General features: G+C 32.2%; 16 protein-coding genes. 4 read left to right on the forward strand and 12 right to left on the reverse strand.

Annotated elements, in window-relative coordinates; genetic code table 11:
* Positions 1-262, forward strand: a 262-nt coding sequence (locus WC223_07665; protein ID MFA6924118.1) for a gliding motility-associated C-terminal domain-containing protein, incomplete at its 5' end; no start/stop codon positions are given.
* 180 nt (positions 263-442) lie between these two features.
* Here WC223_07665 and WC223_07670 read toward each other — a convergent pair.
* From WC223_07670 to WC223_07725, 12 genes are all read right to left on the reverse strand, one after another.
* Complete coding sequence (locus tag WC223_07670) at positions 443-1,684, reverse strand: LeuA family protein (protein MFA6924119.1); 1,242 nt, start codon at positions 1,682-1,684, stop codon at positions 443-445.
* 120 nt (positions 1,685-1,804) lie between these two features.
* Entirely contained in the window at positions 1,805-2,185 is a 381-nt protein-coding gene (locus WC223_07675) for a GxxExxY protein (GenBank protein MFA6924120.1), read from the reverse strand.
* A 59-nt stretch (positions 2,186-2,244) separates the two neighbouring features.
* Positions 2,245-3,156 carry a glycyl-radical enzyme activating protein gene (locus WC223_07680; GenBank protein MFA6924121.1) on the reverse strand — a complete coding sequence of 304 codons (912 nt, stop codon included), beginning with the start codon at positions 3,154-3,156 and terminating at the stop codon, positions 2,245-2,247.
* A 3-nt stretch (positions 3,157-3,159) separates the two neighbouring features.
* A complete protein-coding gene (locus WC223_07685) occupies positions 3,160-5,595 on the reverse strand; it encodes a pyruvate formate lyase family protein (protein MFA6924122.1) in 2,436 nt (811 codons plus the stop codon).
* Positions 5,596-5,832: 237 nt separating this feature from the next.
* Positions 5,833-6,366 (reverse strand): 16S rRNA (guanine(966)-N(2))-methyltransferase RsmD, encoded by a 534-nt coding sequence (rsmD, locus tag WC223_07690; GenBank protein ID MFA6924123.1) that lies wholly within the window; start codon positions 6,364-6,366, stop codon positions 5,833-5,835.
* Complete coding sequence (locus tag WC223_07695; protein ID MFA6924124.1) at positions 6,354-7,199, reverse strand: DUF3822 family protein; 846 nt, start codon at positions 7,197-7,199, stop codon at positions 6,354-6,356. Before WC223_07695 ends, rsmD begins: the two co-directional genes overlap by 13 nt.
* 7 nt (positions 7,200-7,206) lie before the next feature.
* Positions 7,207-7,674 carry a hypothetical protein gene (locus WC223_07700; GenBank protein ID MFA6924125.1) on the reverse strand — a complete coding sequence of 156 codons (468 nt, stop codon included), beginning with the start codon at positions 7,672-7,674 and terminating at the stop codon, positions 7,207-7,209.
* An 85-nt stretch (positions 7,675-7,759) separates the two neighbouring features.
* Positions 7,760-9,118: a peptide MFS transporter gene (locus WC223_07705; protein MFA6924126.1), complete on the reverse strand. Its 1,359-nt coding sequence runs from the start codon at positions 9,116-9,118 to the stop codon at positions 7,760-7,762.
* A 50-nt stretch (positions 9,119-9,168) separates the two neighbouring features.
* Positions 9,169-10,080 carry a helix-hairpin-helix domain-containing protein gene (locus tag WC223_07710; GenBank protein MFA6924127.1) on the reverse strand — a complete coding sequence of 304 codons (912 nt, stop codon included), beginning with the start codon at positions 10,078-10,080 and terminating at the stop codon, positions 9,169-9,171.
* Between the two features lie 31 nt (positions 10,081-10,111).
* Positions 10,112-11,659: an amino acid permease gene (locus WC223_07715; GenBank protein MFA6924128.1), complete on the reverse strand. Its 1,548-nt coding sequence runs from the start codon at positions 11,657-11,659 to the stop codon at positions 10,112-10,114.
* 132 nt (positions 11,660-11,791) lie between these two features.
* Positions 11,792-11,977 (reverse strand): T9SS type A sorting domain-containing protein, encoded by a 186-nt coding sequence (locus WC223_07720; GenBank protein ID MFA6924129.1) that lies wholly within the window; start codon positions 11,975-11,977, stop codon positions 11,792-11,794.
* A 191-nt stretch (positions 11,978-12,168) separates the two neighbouring features.
* Positions 12,169-12,867, reverse strand: a complete 699-nt coding sequence (locus WC223_07725; protein ID MFA6924130.1) for an HAD hydrolase family protein — start codon at positions 12,865-12,867, stop codon at positions 12,169-12,171.
* Positions 12,868-13,387: 520 nt separating this feature from the next.
* Between WC223_07725 and WC223_07730 the strand changes: the two genes are divergently transcribed.
* From WC223_07730 to mutS, 3 genes are all read left to right on the forward strand, one after another.
* Positions 13,388-13,987, forward strand: a complete 600-nt coding sequence (locus WC223_07730) for a hypothetical protein (GenBank protein ID MFA6924131.1) — start codon at positions 13,388-13,390, stop codon at positions 13,985-13,987.
* 8 nt (positions 13,988-13,995) lie between these two features.
* Positions 13,996-15,429, forward strand: coding sequence for a hypothetical protein (locus WC223_07735; protein MFA6924132.1), 1,434 nt, complete (start codon positions 13,996-13,998; stop codon positions 15,427-15,429).
* A 240-nt stretch (positions 15,430-15,669) separates the two neighbouring features.
* Positions 15,670-18,258: a DNA mismatch repair protein MutS gene (mutS, locus tag WC223_07740; protein ID MFA6924133.1), complete on the forward strand. Its 2,589-nt coding sequence runs from the start codon at positions 15,670-15,672 to the stop codon at positions 18,256-18,258.
* The last annotated feature ends 17 nt before the right edge of the window (positions 18,259-18,275 follow it).

Raw genomic sequence — 18,275 nt, forward strand, 5'->3', positions numbered from 1 at the left:
ATTCAGTCCGAATAAAGATTTGCTGAATGAAGGATTCATTCCGCAAGGATACCGTATTGACCCAAGCAACTTCACGATGCTCATCTTTAACCGCTGGGGAGAATTGATTTACAAAACCAATGATTTATATAAACCATGGAATGGAAGGTACAATAACACAGGCGATTTGGTGCAGGTAGGTGTTTATGTTTACAGAGTTGTCGTAAAAGAAATTGATGGACCAAAGCATGAATTTATCGGAAGGGTGAGTGTTATTAAATAAAAATCTCTTAAAATTTTAGATTGTCAAATTGCTAAATTGTTGGATTCAACAATTTAGCAATTTTCTTTCCATTTTAGATTTTTTTCTATTTTTGAATTCCATCGTACATCTTACTTATCACTTCGTACTTTATACCAATTACTTGAAAATATCGAATATAGAAGTTTTAAAAATTCTAAACTAATTCAAAACGCCTGATGTTTCATTAATTACTTTATTAATTTGTTCTTCCTGTAGAATAGTACTTGATTGCTTTGCGTGATTAAAAATATTTTCAACCAGATTATCTGTCGGTTTAATGTTCCTTTCTTCAAGCCAGAAAATGACATTTGATTTACCGCTCATCGGACCAATTTCAATTTTTTGCTTTCGTCCAACCATACTTGCCGGAACGCCTGAATATACAGCATCAGCCAGCCATACATCACTTTCTTTTTTCATGGCTTTTATAACTGTGGCGGCATGAACGCCTGTGGCTGTTCTGAAAGCATCTTTGCCAAGTACCGGATAATTGCATGGTATAGGTATATTGCATGCTTCGGCAATTACTTTGCAATATTCCGGTAATTTAGTTAATGTATTATCAATCCAACCCATGAGTTTAAGGTTAACCAAAAGCAAATCCATCGGAGTGTTCCCGCTGCGTTCTCCAATACCTTGTCCGCAGCCATGCACTCTGTCAACTCCTGCAATAACTGCTGCAATAGTATTTGGAAGAGCAAGACCTCTGTCGCTGTGACCATGAAAATCGAGCTTTACATCAGCTCCCATTTCTTTTATAATACCCTGAACAAATTTAATCAGATTCCAGATTCCATAAGGCGTGGCGTGTCCTACTGTATCACAAACACAAATTCTGTCAGCTCCGTTTTCAATAGCACATTTATATAATGCCATGATTGTTTCGGGATGTGCTCTTGTTGTATCTTCGGTAACATACATTACAGGCAATTTATTATTTTTTGCATATTTAACGGCACCTTCTGTGTTTTTCATCATTCTCTCCATTGACCAGTTTTCCGCATAACTTCTGATAGTGCTTGAGCCAATGAACATATCAACACAAATCGGAATTCCTGTTTTTTGTGAAATTTCAATTATGGGTGTGATGTCTGCTTCTACTGTTCGTGCAGCACAACTTGCTTTTATATTTAATTTATTATCACGAATTTCTTTTGCGAGAATAGTAACATCTTCAACAACCATAGGACCTGCACCGGGCAAACCAATATCGGCGGAATCAATATTTAATTCATTCATCAGGTGAAGAATTTTTACTTTATCTCTGATTTTGGGATTCTCGATAGTTGGTGATTGCATGCCATCTCTCAATGTTTCATCATCAAATTCGATTTTTTTATTTGGTTTTTCAGGAGTTATTCCCTGAACATTCCAATCATAAATTAATTCATGTTTTTTCATAAGTTGTGCTTTTATTTTTGTATGAGTTAAATTATTTTTTACCCCTAATTCTTAGAATATATTAGCATTTTTTTTGTAATTATTTTTTACCACAAAGGACACAAAGGTTTTACACAAAGTTCACAAAGTGCCGTTAATGATTCTTTTAATTCCATCTTTTAATAAAACAACATTAAAGTTTATCAATAATCCAAGTTTATAATTACCAAGTTTTAGATAGGTCAATGTTTGAGCTATGTGAATATCATTTAAGGCATCAACACTTTTTATTTCTATCACTAATTTCTTTTCGACTAATAAATCAATCCTGTAACCACAATCTAATTTTACTTCTTCATAAATTAATGGCATTGGTTTTTCTTTTTCAATATATAATCCTGATTTTCCGATTTTGTAATACATACATTCCTTGTAAGCACTTTCCAGCAAACCTGGTCCGAGTGCTTTATGGATTTCAATTGCAATACCAATTACTTTATTTGCAATTTCGTTTTCTGTCATATTTTTCTTTGTGAACTTTGTGAAAACTTTTGTGTACTTTGTGGTTAATTTTTTTTTAACTAACCTTGTAAAATTCTTTTGCCTGTTGTTAGTATTTCAGAGTTAAGATATTTTGAAAATATTTTTTTTGCATTTTCAATAACATCATTGTTTAAATGTTCGTACTTGGCAAATTTGTAATTAAAATTTAATGCTTCATATTTTGCTAAACCGTAAGGATGAAATGGTAAAAGCGAAACTTGCTCTATTGCTTTTCCCGCTTCTTTTAATATTAATGCCATTTCATTCCATATTGTTTCCGTATCGTTATAATCAGGAATTACAGGAACTCTAATCCAAATATGAATGTTTGTTTTTTTTGATAATTTCAATAAATTTTCAATTACCAAATCTGATTTTACATTTTTATCTCTTGTATGTTTCAAATCAATTAACCAAAGATTAACAACAGGAATAAACTTTTCTATCAAATCATATTTATATGTTAGAGCAGTATCTGCTGCTGTGTGAAATCCTGCATCTTTTGCTTTTTTAAATAGTTCGAAAGAAAAATCGGAAACAAATAATGGGTCGCCGCCTGATATTGTGAGTCCGCCTTTGGTTTTGGAATACATGATATTAAATTTCTGCATATCGGAAATAATATCATCGGTGGAATATTCTGTTCCTGCGTATTCAAGAGTATTTGTGGGACATTCTTCAACTGCTCTGAAAAAATCCTTCGCGTTTTTATTGTCAACAACAACAGGTGTTATATCTGAAAGAGAATTTGAAGTGCTTGCTTTAACACATTCACCACAATGAATGCAGAATTTAGAATAAGTGAATATTTCCTGTTCGGGTGATTTTGTTTCAGGATTATGGCACCATGGACAGTTTAGATTGCATCCTTTAACAAATACAACATACCTGCATCCCGGTCCATCTAAAACAGAATCCTTAACAATTTTTGTTATTAAGATTTTCTCCATCGGTTAATTTACCTGAACAGTTCTGGCAAGTATCATTTCCTGTAATTCTTTTGTAAGCTTCACCCAATTGGCTGTGTAGCCCGATACTCTTACTGTAAGGTGTGGATATTTTTCCGGATTTTTCTGTGCAGCCCGCAGAACTTTTGGGTCAACAACGTTAAACTGAGCCTGTGAAAGTCCTTTGTCTGCCCACATTTCCATCAGTGCTTTCATCCATTCTATTCCTTCTTCACCTTCGAGCATTTCGGGAGCAATCCATTGGTTTAGCAACATTCCTTTTGTTCTGTGATGGTCAATTTTGCTTCCTGAATTTAATACTGCAAATATTCCGTTTTTGTCGGTGCCATGGTCGGGTGAAATTCCTCCATCTGCAAGCGGGAATCCGAGCATTTTGCCATCGGGCAATGCACTTGTCATTTTTGCTGTGGACTGATAGATGGAAACGCTCTGAGCTAAAATAGACCAATAACCGCCATTAATATCATAAGATTTTTCGGCAATATCTGAAAATGTTTTAAGCACTTCATAAGCAATTTTATCAACATAAGGATTATCATTTCCGAATTTAGGAACCTTGTTGATTACTTCCTGTCTGAAGCTTTCCAATCCTTGCCAATTGGATTTCATCGCTTTCACGAAATCTGCAATAGCATATTTCTTATCTTCAAAAACAAGTTTTTTAATTACAGTTAAAGAGTTAATCACATTTACTGCACCAATTATATTCAGCCAGTAATTGTTTGGATAATCTTCATAATTCACAGCGTCAATTCCTTTTTCTAAAGGTGTTCTGTGAAAAGATGATGCGAGCGGATTTGGACGATAAAGTTTTTCGAAATGTCTAGAAAGATTGCGAACATTTACTGCTGTTTTAACCGAAAATTCATATTGTTTTTTTACTGCTTCAAAAATTTCTTCGTAAGTTTTAAATTCTGTGGCAGGTTTTTCTTTTGGTCCTAATTGTTTTCCTGTAATAATGCATTTGCCTTCATTTAATGCAAGTTCTACCGCTTTCGCAGCGATAATTTCAAGGGCAAGACGTTTTGTTGTATTGCATGAATCAACAGGGCAAACAGAAACACAACCTACAACGCCGGCATTTCTTGCTGCTTCTATTGGCATGCCTTGTCTCATCAAACTTGAAACCGCCCAGTTTGTATTAGTGAATGAAGGATAACCCAAGCCGGTTCTAACGGTTTTAATCGCTTCTGCCAAAGACGAACTTCTCATTTTTTTGTGATACAGTATAGATATGGTTGGCTGATTGCAGCGAACACTCCTTGCTGCCTGAAGCACTGTGTCGGTTAATTCGTTGCACGCATCTGAGCCATCTTTGTTCATTCCGCCTATTGTCCATATCGGCAATGCACCGTTTCCTTCGAAGTGCATTCTTCGTACTCTTGAGAAAAATCCGCCTAATGCTTCTACTTTTAAAATCAGACATTCTATTAATTCATGCGCTTCCGTCCTTGTGATATTTTTTTCAATAATCACATCTTTTTCATAAAATTGCCATAAACACTGGTCTATTCTGCATAGCGAGCCAAAGGAAGCACTGTCAATACAATTCAGAATAAGATGTAAAAAGTAAAATCCCTGACATGCTTCATGGAAACTTTCGGGTTTGTTTTTAAGAACTTTTGAAAGTATTTTGCTTATTTTTTTAAATTCTTCTGCTCTTTTGGAATCTTTTTCTTTTGATGCCATTTCCGATGCAAGTTTGCTGAATCTGTCGGTAAATATTTCAAGTGCATCAAGCGAGATAAGCATTGCTTCGTATTGGTATCTCTTATTGATGAGTTCGGATAATTGTGTGGAATTTCCTTTATCAATTTCATTAAAAACTTCGTCGAATTTTTCTTTGATTTTTTTTCTTATGTTATTTGTGCCGTTTGCAAATGTGTAATCCCAATCGGGTACGCAATGCTGTATTCCGTCTTTCCATGTGAAAGAAATAAAAGATGAAGCAGTGTTGACAATATCTTTGGTTTGTTCGCTCATGTTCTCGGCAACTTTACTTGCAATGGTTTTTCCTGTCCAGAATTTTACAAGTTCTTCGGCAGTTTCTTTATCTTTATCAAGTACATATCCATCTGCAATTGCTTCAGTGAGCAAGGTTACATTTATTTCGGGAAAAATAGGCAGTGCATGCGGGTCGGCATGAGGATTTGCAACAATTAATTCGTTATCCAAAATAGAAATCGGGATATTTGAAAGTACGTATTTCAAAACTTTTGCTCTTCTGATTACTGGTTCATCAGATTGAAAATTTTTATATGCTTCGGTGTATAAGTTTGCTCTGTCAATGTCCACGTAAATACCTTTTTCATACTTTCCGTTGTAACATGCTTTTGAAACAAGGTCTTTTTTTAATTGTTGTACTCTTTGAGTGCTCCCAATTATTAATTTTTCAGTAGTTGTTTTTTCGAGTGTTTCCATTTTTTTAAATAATGTTTTTATGATTTTTTTAAGAAAATTATTTTCTAATTATTTCAGCTACAAATATATGATTTTATTTTTTAAAAAATGTTGATGGAAAATAAATTTTCTTAGTTGTTTGACTACTTCCGATAATATAGGGATAGCACAATGGGGGAGCCACAAATAATTTAGCAATTAAACAATTAAAAAAATCAAATAACGAATAATGAAGTTTATTGAAAATGGTATTAATGACTATAGATAAAACAAACTAAAATTAACGTTTCCATATTTTCTCAATTCGCAGAAATGCTGATGTTGCGAAAAATTAATTTTGTTTGAATGTTCAACAATAAGCCATCCGTTTTTGTTTAAAATATTTTTACTGAAAACTATTTCGGGAATAGTTTCTATGCCTTCCATATCGTAAGGAGGGTCGGCAAAGATAATATCGAATTTATTTTGGCAATAATTCAAATATGTAAAGACATTTTTATTCACAGGATGTAAGTTTTCAAGCTTAAATTCTTCAATAATTTTTTTAATAAATTTAATACAACTAAAATTTACATCAACACAAACAGCATCTTTTGCACCTCTTGAAATAAATTCGAGTGAAATGCTGCCTGTGCCTGCAAACAAGTCGAGCACCGAAATTTCTTCGAAATGAATTCTGTTGTTCAGAATATTAAAAAGCGATTCTTTTGCAAAATCAGTTGTGGGACGTACAGGAAGATTTGCCGGAACATTTATGCGGCGACTTTTGTATATTCCACTTACAACACGCATAAATGCTGGTTTATAATATTGAAATAATAATTAGGGTTTATCTTTTCCCTGAGTTCACTACAATCGAAATTGTCATTTAATTTTGCAAAATCAATGTTGGCAATATATTTCGAAAGCAAAATAAATATTGACGTTTTATTATTAATCAAACCGGACAAAACTATTTTGGCGCTTTCCGGCTTTAGTTTTAATTGTTCCAATACAAAAAGCAAATAATAAAGAACGTCTTCTTTAGTATGATATTTAAAAGTATTATAAAACTTCAGGTTTTTATTTTCAGCAATTACAACTTCGAAGTGCGAATTATAAATATTAACAAAAACAGAATTTAAACTTTGATTTTGTGAAATAACATTATCAATTAAACAGCTTGAAAAATGCAATATTCTGATATTGTTGAAACGTTCGGTAAATATTTTTTCAATATTTTCGGGAATGGCAAATACGTTAAAAGCATCAATATTTCTAAGTTTATCGTATTTAGCTATTTCCGAGTTGAAGTCCATGAAATCGGAAAAACCGATATAATTTTTAATGTTCTGCGAATCGAAAAGCTGAGAAGGAATAAGAGTTGATTTATTATTTACAAAAGCTGCACTTGCCGATTTAAAATGATTTTTAAGAAGTGCATTAGTTTTAATTTTTTCGAAAATAATTTCCGATAAATGCGAAAATGTTTTAATGTCTTTTAAATCGCGACTTTCCAGAGCAATGAGTTTGTTTTTATTCAAATCTACAATACAAAATGAAAAACCATCGAGGCGTATTTCTATTGAAAGATGTGAATTTTCAATTTCGTTTGGAAAGTTTTTAGAAGAAATACTAAAATTCATCAGATTTTTATTTTTCAAAAAAGATATCATCAGCTTTATCAATGATAATTGACAATGCTCTTTTACAACTGCCATTAATAGCTGCATCGAAACCTACAGCAACACCTGTGATATAAAGAATTTTGTCGCCATTTCTTTGTTTAAGTTTGTCAAAAATCGGAGCATTATCGGCAGCAATTGTTTTAATTTCTATAATCGTATTGCTTTCTTTATCTTTCAGAAAAAACTTATCATACGAATATGGAGATTTAAAATTAACATTACCATAATCCACATATCCTTTTATTTTAATGGGCTTGTCTTCACATTCAAGTTTTTTCTGACATGGTCCCTGATATGTTTTATAAATATAGCCGATAGATTTGTATTGCGATAAATCCTGTTTGTTTTTACAGCATTTATGTTTGCAACAGCAAGAAGCAACAACAGCAGAAATCACTATCAGCAAAGCGATTGAAATTAGTATTTTATTCATAAAGATAGTTTAAAGTTGTCTGATAGCAAATAACATTGAACATTTTTTTTAAAACTACAAACAACAAACATTTTTAACTTGCAGTTTATCCTTTACCATGAGTCATAGCAAGCAATTTTTTTGATAAAAGCAACATTATTAATCCTAATGAAACTATATAGATAGCTATGGTTAGATAAACTGCAAAATAACCAAATTGATTTGCGAATCCAACCATAAAGCCACCAATAGTGTTTGCAAGAAAAATGCTCACGAACCAGATTCCCATAAAAAAAGAAGTTCTGCTTTGAGGAGCTAATCTTGAAATCATTGATAATCCTATGGGAGAAACAAATAATTCCGCAATTGTATGAAAAAAATAAGTGGCTACTACCCATAACATATTGGCTTTTATTGTTACATCAGGATTTTCGCCTCCACGTTGAAGAATAGCGCCTATCATAAAAAGAAATCCTGCACCTAAAATAATTGTTCCATATCCCATTTTTGCTGGTATTGAAGGATTCTTATCTCTTTTTGCAAGAAATAACCATATTGCAGAAAAAACAGTTCCCAGTGCTAAAATAAATAATGGATTTATTGACTGGAACCAAGAATTTGGAACTTCCCAGCTGCCAATTGTTCTGTCGATAAAGTTTTTTGAAAAAATATTAAAAGTGCTGCCGGCTTGTTCAAAGCCCATCCAGAAGAAAGTAACGAAAAATATAATAATAAATATAACCCTGATTCTGTCTTTTTCTTCTTTTGTTAAAGGAATTTTCTCGATTTTATTTTCTTTGTCTTGTTTTTGAACAACGTGTTTGCCTGTATCGCCAAGTAATTTCTGTCCTGCAAGTAAGTATGCAAGTAAACCGGTAACCATACCTGTACCTGCGATTAGAAAACCATATTTATAAGCGTATTCTTCAGCGAAAATACCGCAAATAATAGGAGCGAGGCAAGCTCCTCCGTTGAATAAGGTATAGAAAATAGTAAATGCACTATCTTTTCTTTTATCTCCTTGCTCATATAAATCGCCAATCAAAGCAGGTGCAGCCGGTTTGAAAAAGCCGTTGCCAATTGCAAGCAGAGAAAGTCCGACAAAAAACATGTATTGACCATTGTTAAAAGCCAGAGTAAATAGTCCGAAAATAATAAATATACTCCCAACAATTATAGAGCGTCTTTTTCCTAAATATCTATCTGCAACAATTCCTCCGGGTAATGCTAATAAATAGCACATTCCTGTAAAAATCCCATAAATTATTCCTGCATATCCTTCAGGTATTCCCAATCCGCCTAATCTTGCGTCTGCATTTCCCGGTTTGGAAATGTCATTAATCATATACAGAATTAAGAATGCCCGCATTCCATAATAACTAAAACGTTCCCAGATGGCAGTAAATGAAACTAAATACAAACCTACAGGATGACCAAATAATTCTTTGTTTCCTTTATTATCCATAAAAATTATAGTTTTTAATTTGCTAAAGTATTAAAAAAAACAATTAATGCTCATTCAATTTTCAAATAAGGTGAAATTTTTTGAAATATTTTTTCATCAATTAATACAATCTTTTTAATATCTGCGATAGTTTTGTAATTTCCGTGCTGCTTTCTGTAATTTACAATTGCATTTGCTATGTTGTACTTTATATATGGGTGTGTTTTTAGTTCTTCAACATTTGTTGAATTTATATTTATTTTTTTTATGAGAGTAGAATTTATTTCAACAAAATCTGAAAACTGAAAATACTTTGAGCTGTCAATTCCCCATACTTCGAGCAATTGTTCTTTTTTATAAAAACCGCCAAGCAGATTTCTGTATTTAATAATCCGTTTTGCAAATGACAAACCGATTCCTTTTAGTGTTTTTAAATCATTAGTATCGGCAGAATTCAGTTCAATTATATTTTTATTTTTTCCGAATTTTCGCTCAGTAAAATTATTTATTTGTTTTTCTTTATTATCGGGAATTACAATGTATGGTGATAAAGTGGCATAATTTTTTTCTGTAATTCCGTAAATCTTTTTTAAATCTTCCTTTCTGAAAAACTTTCCGCCTTTTGATTCGTAGTTTTTAATTATTTTAATTTGCCTGTTGCTTAATCCAAGTTCTTTCCATTTATTTTCGGGCAAATTATTAGGATTAAAATAAAAAAGGTCTCTTTTTACGGGTAAATCTTTTTCAGTAAAATAAGTGTGCAAGGGTGTTTCGTTTGAATCCTTTACCGAATCTGATTTTTGAGAAGAAGTAAATTCATAAATTTGCTTTTTGAATTCCGAAAAATCAGTTTGTGTTTTTTTGAAAAAATATTTTGAAAAAATCAAAAATAAAAGAAGGATAATTATTATGGATATTAAAACAAAAGCCCCGTTTCTTTCGGTTCTTGTGAAAGTGAAATATTCTTTAAAAAAATGCTTCATTCAAAATTGTTTTGAATATTCGAATGTTCGATTATTCTTTTGTTCGAATATTCGATTGTTCATTTCTTATCTTGCTATGTTTAACTCCATACCAGAAATAAATTGCAAAACCAATTGCCATCCATATTATAAGCCGCAGCCATGTGTCTAATGGTAAAGCAGCCATCTGGGCAAGACAGGTAAATGCACCTAAAATCGGAATTAATGGGACCCATGGTGTTTTAAAAGGACGATTTATTTCAGGTCTTTTCTTTCTTAAAATTATCACGCTCACACAAACTATCGCGAATGCCAGCAAAGTACCGATAGAAACTAATTCACCCAGAATACTTATAGGCAAAATTCCTGCTAAGACAACTGCCACAATACCTGTAAGAATTTGACTTATATAAGGAGTTTTAAATTTTTTATGAACTTTAGAAAATACGGGAGGCAATAAGCCATCATTTGACATTGAATAAAAAATTCTTGGTTGTCCCATTAACATTACGAGAACAACTGAACTTAATCCTGCGATTGCGGCAATTTTAATTATTGGTCTCAACCAGAACATGCTTGCACCCATAGCATTTACGCCAACTGCGACAGGGTCGGGAACATTTAAAAAAGTGTAACTAACAATTCCTGTTAGTACAATTGCAACGAGAATGTATAAAATTGTGCAAATGGTGAGAGAACCCAAAATTCCAATCGGCATGTGCTTTTGCGGATTTTTTGCTTCCTGTGCCGCCGTTGAAACAGCATCAAAACCGATATATGCAAAGAAAATTACACCTGCACCACGCAGTATTCCGCTCCATCCGAAATGTCCGAACTCGCCGGTATTTTTTGGAATAAAAGGTGTCCAGTTATCGTTCATTACAAAAGCGAACCCGATGCATATAAACATTATTATTACTATAACTTTTACAATTACCATAATATTATTGAAGTTTGCTGATTCTTTTATGCCGATTACGAGAAGGGCTGTCAATGCAGCCACAACAAACATAGCAGGCAGATTACAAACAGCAGTTATATGAGGAAGTGCATCAATATTTATTCCTTTTGAAATTAATTCAGCAGATAAATTACTGGTAATTGCTTTCCATCCCATACCTGGTATGTCAACCAATGTTGAACCCATAGCTGCGGTGAATTGAGCAGGAATGTAAATCCCGAAATCTTTAAGAAAACTTACTGCATATCCAGACCAGCCGACAGCAACAGTGGAAGCTGCGAAAAGATATTCGAGTATTAAATCCCAGCCGATAATCCATGCGAGAAATTCTCCAAGTGTCGAATAAGCATACGTGTATGCACTTCCCGCAATAGGAATCATCGAAGCAAATTCAGCATAACATAATCCTGCAAAGGCACATGCAATTCCTGAAATGATGAATGAAATAACAATAGCAGGTCCGGCATATTGAGCCGCCGCCTGTCCGGTTAATACGAAAATACCAGCTCCGATTATTGCTCCTATTCCGAGCGTTGTGAGATTGGTTGCATTCAATGCCCGTTTCAAACCATGACCTTCGCCTGATGCTTCGTCCATAAGTTTGCTGAGCGATTTAGTGAAGAATAAAGGATTAGCCATAAATAATGATTTAATTTTCTGCAAATTTATTTTAAAATTTGAATTAATTCTGATGAGATAGAAAATTTTTATAAAAAAGCCATCAGATTTATTTTGTCTGATGGCTTTAAACTTTTGTAAACAATAAAAGTTTTAATTTTTTACAAACTTCTTGACCGCCATTCCTTTTCCCGTTTTAACTTTCACAACATACATTCCGCATGGAAATGCCGAAACATCAACACTTGTTTTTTTATCGCTTGTTGCAATGGTTTTTATTAATTGCCCTTGCAAGTTTGAAATTTCTATTTCTGCTTGCGGCGGGCTTAGGGTAAATATTTATACTTTCTTGTTGTGGCTTCAATTCATTTACTACCATACCGATATACACTTACACATTCTGTATACAAACTTCCTTAATAATATTTATTGTTTTCTGATATGGATGGATATTCCATCCGATCTAGATTAGTGTAATAAATAATATTTTTTTCATTTTTGTTATTTCTTGATTTTAAATAAATATTAAATTATTCTATTTTCATCAAATAATTATCAACAAACTCACGAACACAACCTTCACCGCCTTTTTTTGAAAGAATAATTTTTGCAATTTCTTTTATTTTTCCCACAGAATCAGCAGGACAGGCACTCAAACCAACTTTTTGCATAATTGCAAAATCATTAACATCATCCCCAATGTATGCCATATTTTCCAAACCTATTTCAAGTTCTTTGCTCCACTTCTCAACAACACCAAGTTTATCCCATGTTCCGACATAAATCATTTGCACTCCCAGCAATTCGGCTCTTTTACGAATTATTGTTTCATTTATTCCTGAACTCACAAAGCCCACATTATAAGCAGCATTTGTAAGTTTCTTAATTGCCATTCCATCTTTAGTATCGAATTTTTTGTATTCATCACAATTTTGAGTATAATACATTCCACCATCCGTCAGCACACCATCTACATCAAGCATAAGCATTTTGAAATTAAAATTTTCAAGTAATTGTTGTGTTTTTGAAATGTTTTCTTTCAAAATTCTATCTGTTGGATAATTTAAAACTTCTGAAATCGTCAGCAATTGCAGTAAATTTGGTTCAATTAAACCTTTTTTAATTTTTTCAATTTCATCAACAGATATTTTTGTTTTATCAGAAATTTTTTCTAATGATAATTGATTTTGTTTTAAAAGAAAGTTAAAGTTTTCTAAAAAGTAAATCATAGTTAGTTACATGTTTTGTACTATTTGTTTTTAATAGGCATCTCTATGGTTAAAAGTGATTTTAATTATTTTACTCGACTTTTACAAAAAAATAAATGCTCATAAAAAGTTAATAAAAAAAACACCATAGATTCTTTATAACTCTGAATCATGTAGTTATTTTAGAGTAAAAAAACAAAAAATCATGTATATGAAGTAAAAATACAAAATTATTTTCAGAAATAAACAACTTTTTTAGTTTAAGTGAAAAATCAGTTGTTAAAACATTAGAATGTGTATGAAATGCAAAGCAAAACAGAGAATTTTTCCTGTAGGTAATAGATACGATTTTAGATTTTTTTTAAAATCACTCATGATAAGATTATTGAAAAAACATTGCATAAAACACGAATGGCAACAATTTAATCAAACTAATACAGCAGAAAATAAAAAATGCAGCTTAAAAATAATTCAAAATTCAAATTAATAAAATAAAATGTATATTTGTAAAATAAAATGCTGTCCTAAAAAAGCTGAAACTATGAAAATAAAGGTTCTGATATTTATGTTTATCATTACCGGTTTGCTTTTAAATGCTCAGAATAAAAAATTCATTTACTGGGAAAATTTATCTGCACAACAAAAAATTAAAATTCTCAATGATAAAAATATCACTCAATATTTAAGGGATTGTTATGCAGGCAAGTATGCCTTAGATGAAGACATTAAACAAACTCTTGATTTGCTTGATAGCGCTGTAAGGAGTAAGGACACAGCATCAGCTCCACTTTATTATTATTTATTTATAAGATTAAATTCCATTTCAGGAGGTTATCTTTCTGAAGTGTTAGGATGTCACACGGTTAAATTACTTTTGAGAGAACCTGAATTCATCATAAACCATTTGCAAATTGACAGGTTAAGACGTGGAAACGAGTTGAATTACTTTGTAAACAATTTGGCGTATGAATATTATATGAATCAAACGGAAACCCTTCCAGGTAGACCTGGTTTTGAAATATTACAGGAAATACTTATTGACAAGCTAAAAGATTCTTCTCCCGAAAACAAAAAAATTCTTGAAGTGCTTTTTGAAAAAACCAGAAATAAAATGGAAAAACTGATTAAAGAAAATAAATAATTCCTTTAATGAAAATCGAAACCCTGTTGAGTTCCGAAAGAAATTTCATCTGTTTCAAAATAATTATTGTTATCTGTTTATTTCTATGTACCTTTTTTATTTTTAAATTATTTCAAAATCCCGCAATATATAATGCAACATTAAAAAAAGTAACACACACATACGTCAGAGATGCAGTAAAAAAAACAAATGTCTGGAAAGTAAATAAACCTTTTTATTACAGGGATTCGCAGAATACACTTAGGTGGGATGGAGGAAACTATTTCGATATTCGTGAAAACTATTATAATAACGGAGATTGGGAATATGCTTTTTTCCCATTGTTTCCGCTGGTATGGAAAGTCCTGAATATTGATATTACTCTTATCGGATTATTTAATTATTTACTTTTCGGCTTTTCAGTAATTTTATTTTCAATATTTTTTTTTAAGGATGTCGGAATGTCTTTGACAGATAAGTTTTGCGTTTTTATTATTTCCTTGTTATTACCTACAATAGTTGTTTTTTATATGCCTTATGCAGAAGCTTTGTTCGTTTTTACATTTGCACTGGCAATGTGGGGACTTATGAAAAACAAATACCGGGCGTTTTTTGTGGGAATACAACTTTTTGCAATGACAAGACCTATATTTATAATTGTAGGTTTAGCATTTACTATCATTGATATTTTATATTTCATAAAACATAAAAACTTTTCTTATTTTATTAAGGAACTTTCATTAAAATTATTTCCCCTGTTGATAGGAACGCTCATAGTTTTTTTTATGTTTTATTTGAATTCAGGTTCATTTTTAAAATACTTTGAGGCAAATTATAACAACTGGAAAATGGCTTTCAGCATTCCGCATAAACTTACCGACTGGTCGATTGAAGCTTATGGAATGAATATATTTGCAATATTTTTTGTGCTCCTTCCCTCATCAGTCATACTTGTAAATAATTTCATAAAACTTCTGAAGTCGGAGAAAGCAAAAGAAATACAGAGCGTTTTCAATGGAGATAAAAACTTTATCAGAGAATATTTTTTCAATATTTCAATAGTTTATTTCTGGGGAGTTTTTGCTTTTGTGTTATTTTACCAGGGTGGCTCACTTAATGGATTGCATCGTTATGTATTTGCTTCTCCTTTTTTATACATATATTTATTCTGCCTCTACCCAAAAATCAAAGAAATAAAGTTAAATAATTTTATTATTTCAATTATTTTTATCCTGATAGCAAGCCTGTTTATGATTGTGAGCGTGCCTAAACTTGAACCTCAGTTAAATTTTAACGACAGCGGATTTCTTACTTTATTTCTTGATTTGATTTTTATTTATTCTCTGAGATATATAAAAGATATTGTGAAAATACTTTTTCTGTCGGTATTATCATTATATAATATTATTTGGCTTGTTTACCTCTATAATATTTACTTATGTGACGGATGGATTTTTACGTGATGAAAATGTAATGCTTTTTTTATAAAACTTTTTTGTTTAGTCCATTTCTTTTATTTCAATTTCCACAAAATAACTATGTGTTAATAAATTTTATTTTAAAAAATGTAATTTAGTAATCTGTTTTATAGAGTAATTTTAAATTAAAGTATCTTGCAGAAATTAATACAAAACTTTATATTTTTGTAAAAAAAATAAAAAAAATTGACTAAACTAACCGAAACAGTTGTTGACACACCTTTGATGAAGCAATATGCATCTATCAAAGCAAAATACCCTGATGCGCTTCTTTTATTCAGGGTGGGAGATTTTTATGAAACATTCGGGGAAGATGCAATTAAAACATCAAAAATTCTCGGAATAATTCTTACGCGTCGTTCTAATGGTTCCGCTTCTTCAACTGAACTTGCCGGATTTCCGCATCATGCAATTGATACATATTTGCCAAAATTAGTAAAAGCAGGATTTCGTGTTGCAATATGCGACCAGCTCGAAGACCCTAAGTTTGCTAAAGGAGTTGTGAAAAGAGGAATTACTGAAATTGTTACACCCGGAATTTCTTTCAGCGACAAAATATTAGACCACAAATCAAATAATTATCTTGCCGGAATTTTTATTGATAAAAAAAATACAGGTGTTGCATTTCTGGATGTTACTACGGGCGAGTTTTATGTTGCTCAAGGTTCGCTTGAATATATTGATAAGCTTTTGCAAAGTTTTAATCCAAGCGAAGTGGTAATTCCGAAAAATAGCAAAAAGGATTTTTTTGAAAACTTCGGAAATAAATTTTATACATACTCCCTTGATGAATGGGTTTATACTACCGACTACGCAAACGATGTTTTGTTGAAGCAGTTTCAAACAACATCTTTAAAAGGTTTCGGAATTGAAAATCTGAATTGCGGAATAATTGCTGCAGGTTCGGTTTTGCATTATGTGAATGAAACCCAGCAATCGCACCTTCAACATATTTGCAAAATTTCAAGAATCGAAGAAGACCATTTCGTTTGGCTTGATAAATTTACTGCACGAAACCTCGAACTTTTTTATTCGACTAATGAAAATGCAAAAACACTTCTTGATGTTATTGACTACACGATTTCTCCGATGGGTGCCCGAATGCTTAAGAAGTGGCTCAATCTTCCATTGAAAGACATATCATCAATTGAAGAACGACATGATATTGTCGGATTTCTTTTAAAAAACAACGAATTTTCGGAAATGCTGGAGCAAAGCATTAAGAAAACAGGTGATTTGGAACGCCTTATTTCAAAAATATCTGTCGGGAAAGTTAATCCGAGAGAAATAATTCAACTTAAAAATGCTTTGTATGCTGTTGAAACAATAAAATCAGAATGTGAAAAAACCGAAAATAAATTTTTACTCAAAGTTGCCGAACAACTTAATTTATGCATTCTCATAAGGAAAAAAATTGAAGATGAAATTATTGAAGAACCATCAGTAATTGTGGCAAAAGGAAATGTTATAAAGAAAGGCGTTTCGACCGAACTCGATGAATTGCGGGAACTTTTGTTTTCGGGAAAAGATTATCTTGTAACAATTCAGCATCGCGAAATTGAGAAAACAGGAATTTCGTCTTTGAAAATTTCATATAACAGCGTTTTCGGATATTATCTGGAGGTAAGAAATACTCATAAAGATAAAGTGCCCACGGAATGGCTCAGAAAGCAAACGCTTGCAAATGCCGAAAGATACGTTACCGAGGAATTGAAACATTATGAAGAAAAAATTCTTGGTGCGGAAGAAAAAATAGTTGCACTTGAAACAAAAATATTCAATGCTCTGGTGTTAAGCGTTGCTGACTATATTCAGCCCATTCAGCTCAATGCTTCATTAATTGCAAACCTGGATTGCTTATTGTCGTTTGCATTCGTTGCACGAAAATTTAATTATACTCGTCCTGAAATTAATGAATCGAAAATAATTGATATAAAGGAAGGGCGCCATCCGGTTATTGAACAACAATTACCGCTTGGTGAGCAGTATATTGCCAACGACATTTTTCTTGATACCGACACACAGCAAATAATAATTCTGACGGGACCGAATATGTCGGGGAAATCCGCATTACTCAGGCAAACCGCATTAATAGTTTTGCTTGCCCAAATCGGGAGTTATGTTCCTGCAAAATCCGCAAAAATCGGAATCGTTGATAAAATATTTACAAGAGTCGGTGCTTCCGATAATATTTCATCGGGAGAATCCACATTTATGGTTGAAATGACCGAAACTGCAAGCATTCTAAATAATTTATCTGAAAGAAGTTTAATTCTTCTTGATGAAATAGGACGCGGAACAAGTACTTATGACGGCGTTTCCATTGCTTGGGCAATTGCCGAATATCTGCACGAACATCCGTTTCGTGCAAAAACTCTTTTCGCTACTCATTATCACGAGCTGAATGAAATGGAACAGTCCTTTCAGAGAATAAAAAATTATAATATATCAATTCGAGAGATTGACAATAAGGTTATTTTTCTGAGAAAGCTTATTTGCGGCGGCAGTGAACATAGTTTTGGAATACATGTCGCTAAAATGGCCGGTGTTCCCGAATATGTTCTGAAAAGAGCTAATGAAATTCTTAAGCACCTTGAAAAAGAACATAGCAATGACTCGTTGACTGAAAGCATTACGAAATCCGAAAAAGAAAAAATAGATAATAAAAATTATCAACTGAGTTTTGTTCAATTGAATGACCCTGTTCTTGAGCAAATCAAAGATGATATTCTTAAAACCGATGTAAATACTTTAACACCGGTGGAAGCACTTTTGAAATTAAATGAAATAAAAAAGTTGGTTGGAGGGAAATAAAAAAGCAGCCGGTTGAT

It is taken from the genome of Bacteroidales bacterium (assembly GCA_041671145.1).
GTDB lineage: Bacteria > Bacteroidota > Bacteroidia > Bacteroidales > JAHJDW01 > JAQUPB01.

Coding starts and splice junctions, on each gene's coding strand:
- WC223_07680 (MFA6924121.1), bottom strand. CDS start 3,156: ATGGAGAAAATCTTAATAACAAAAATTGTTAAGGATTCTGTTTTAGAT.
- WC223_07670 (MFA6924119.1), bottom strand. CDS start 1,684: ATGAAAAAACATGAATTAATTTATGATTGGAATGTTCAGGGAATAACT.
- WC223_07725 (MFA6924130.1), bottom strand. CDS start 12,867: ATGATTTACTTTTTAGAAAACTTTAACTTTCTTTTAAAACAAAATCAA.
- WC223_07735 (MFA6924132.1), top strand. CDS start 13,996: ATGAAAATCGAAACCCTGTTGAGTTCCGAAAGAAATTTCATCTGTTTC.
- WC223_07675 (MFA6924120.1), bottom strand. CDS start 2,185: ATGACAGAAAACGAAATTGCAAATAAAGTAATTGGTATTGCAATTGAA.
- WC223_07710 (MFA6924127.1), bottom strand. CDS start 10,080: ATGAAGCATTTTTTTAAAGAATATTTCACTTTCACAAGAACCGAAAGA.
- WC223_07705 (MFA6924126.1), bottom strand. CDS start 9,118: ATGGATAATAAAGGAAACAAAGAATTATTTGGTCATCCTGTAGGTTTG.
- WC223_07715 (MFA6924128.1), bottom strand. CDS start 11,659: ATGGCTAATCCTTTATTCTTCACTAAATCGCTCAGCAAACTTATGGAC.
- WC223_07700 (MFA6924125.1), bottom strand. CDS start 7,674: ATGAATAAAATACTAATTTCAATCGCTTTGCTGATAGTGATTTCTGCT.
- rsmD (MFA6924123.1), bottom strand. CDS start 6,366: ATGCGTGTTGTAAGTGGAATATACAAAAGTCGCCGCATAAATGTTCCG.
- WC223_07730 (MFA6924131.1), top strand. CDS start 13,388: ATGAAAATAAAGGTTCTGATATTTATGTTTATCATTACCGGTTTGCTT.
- mutS (MFA6924133.1), top strand. CDS start 15,670: ATGAAGCAATATGCATCTATCAAAGCAAAATACCCTGATGCGCTTCTT.
- WC223_07685 (MFA6924122.1), bottom strand. CDS start 5,595: ATGGAAACACTCGAAAAAACAACTACTGAAAAATTAATAATTGGGAGC.
- WC223_07695 (MFA6924124.1), bottom strand. CDS start 7,199: ATGAATTTTAGTATTTCTTCTAAAAACTTTCCAAACGAAATTGAAAAT.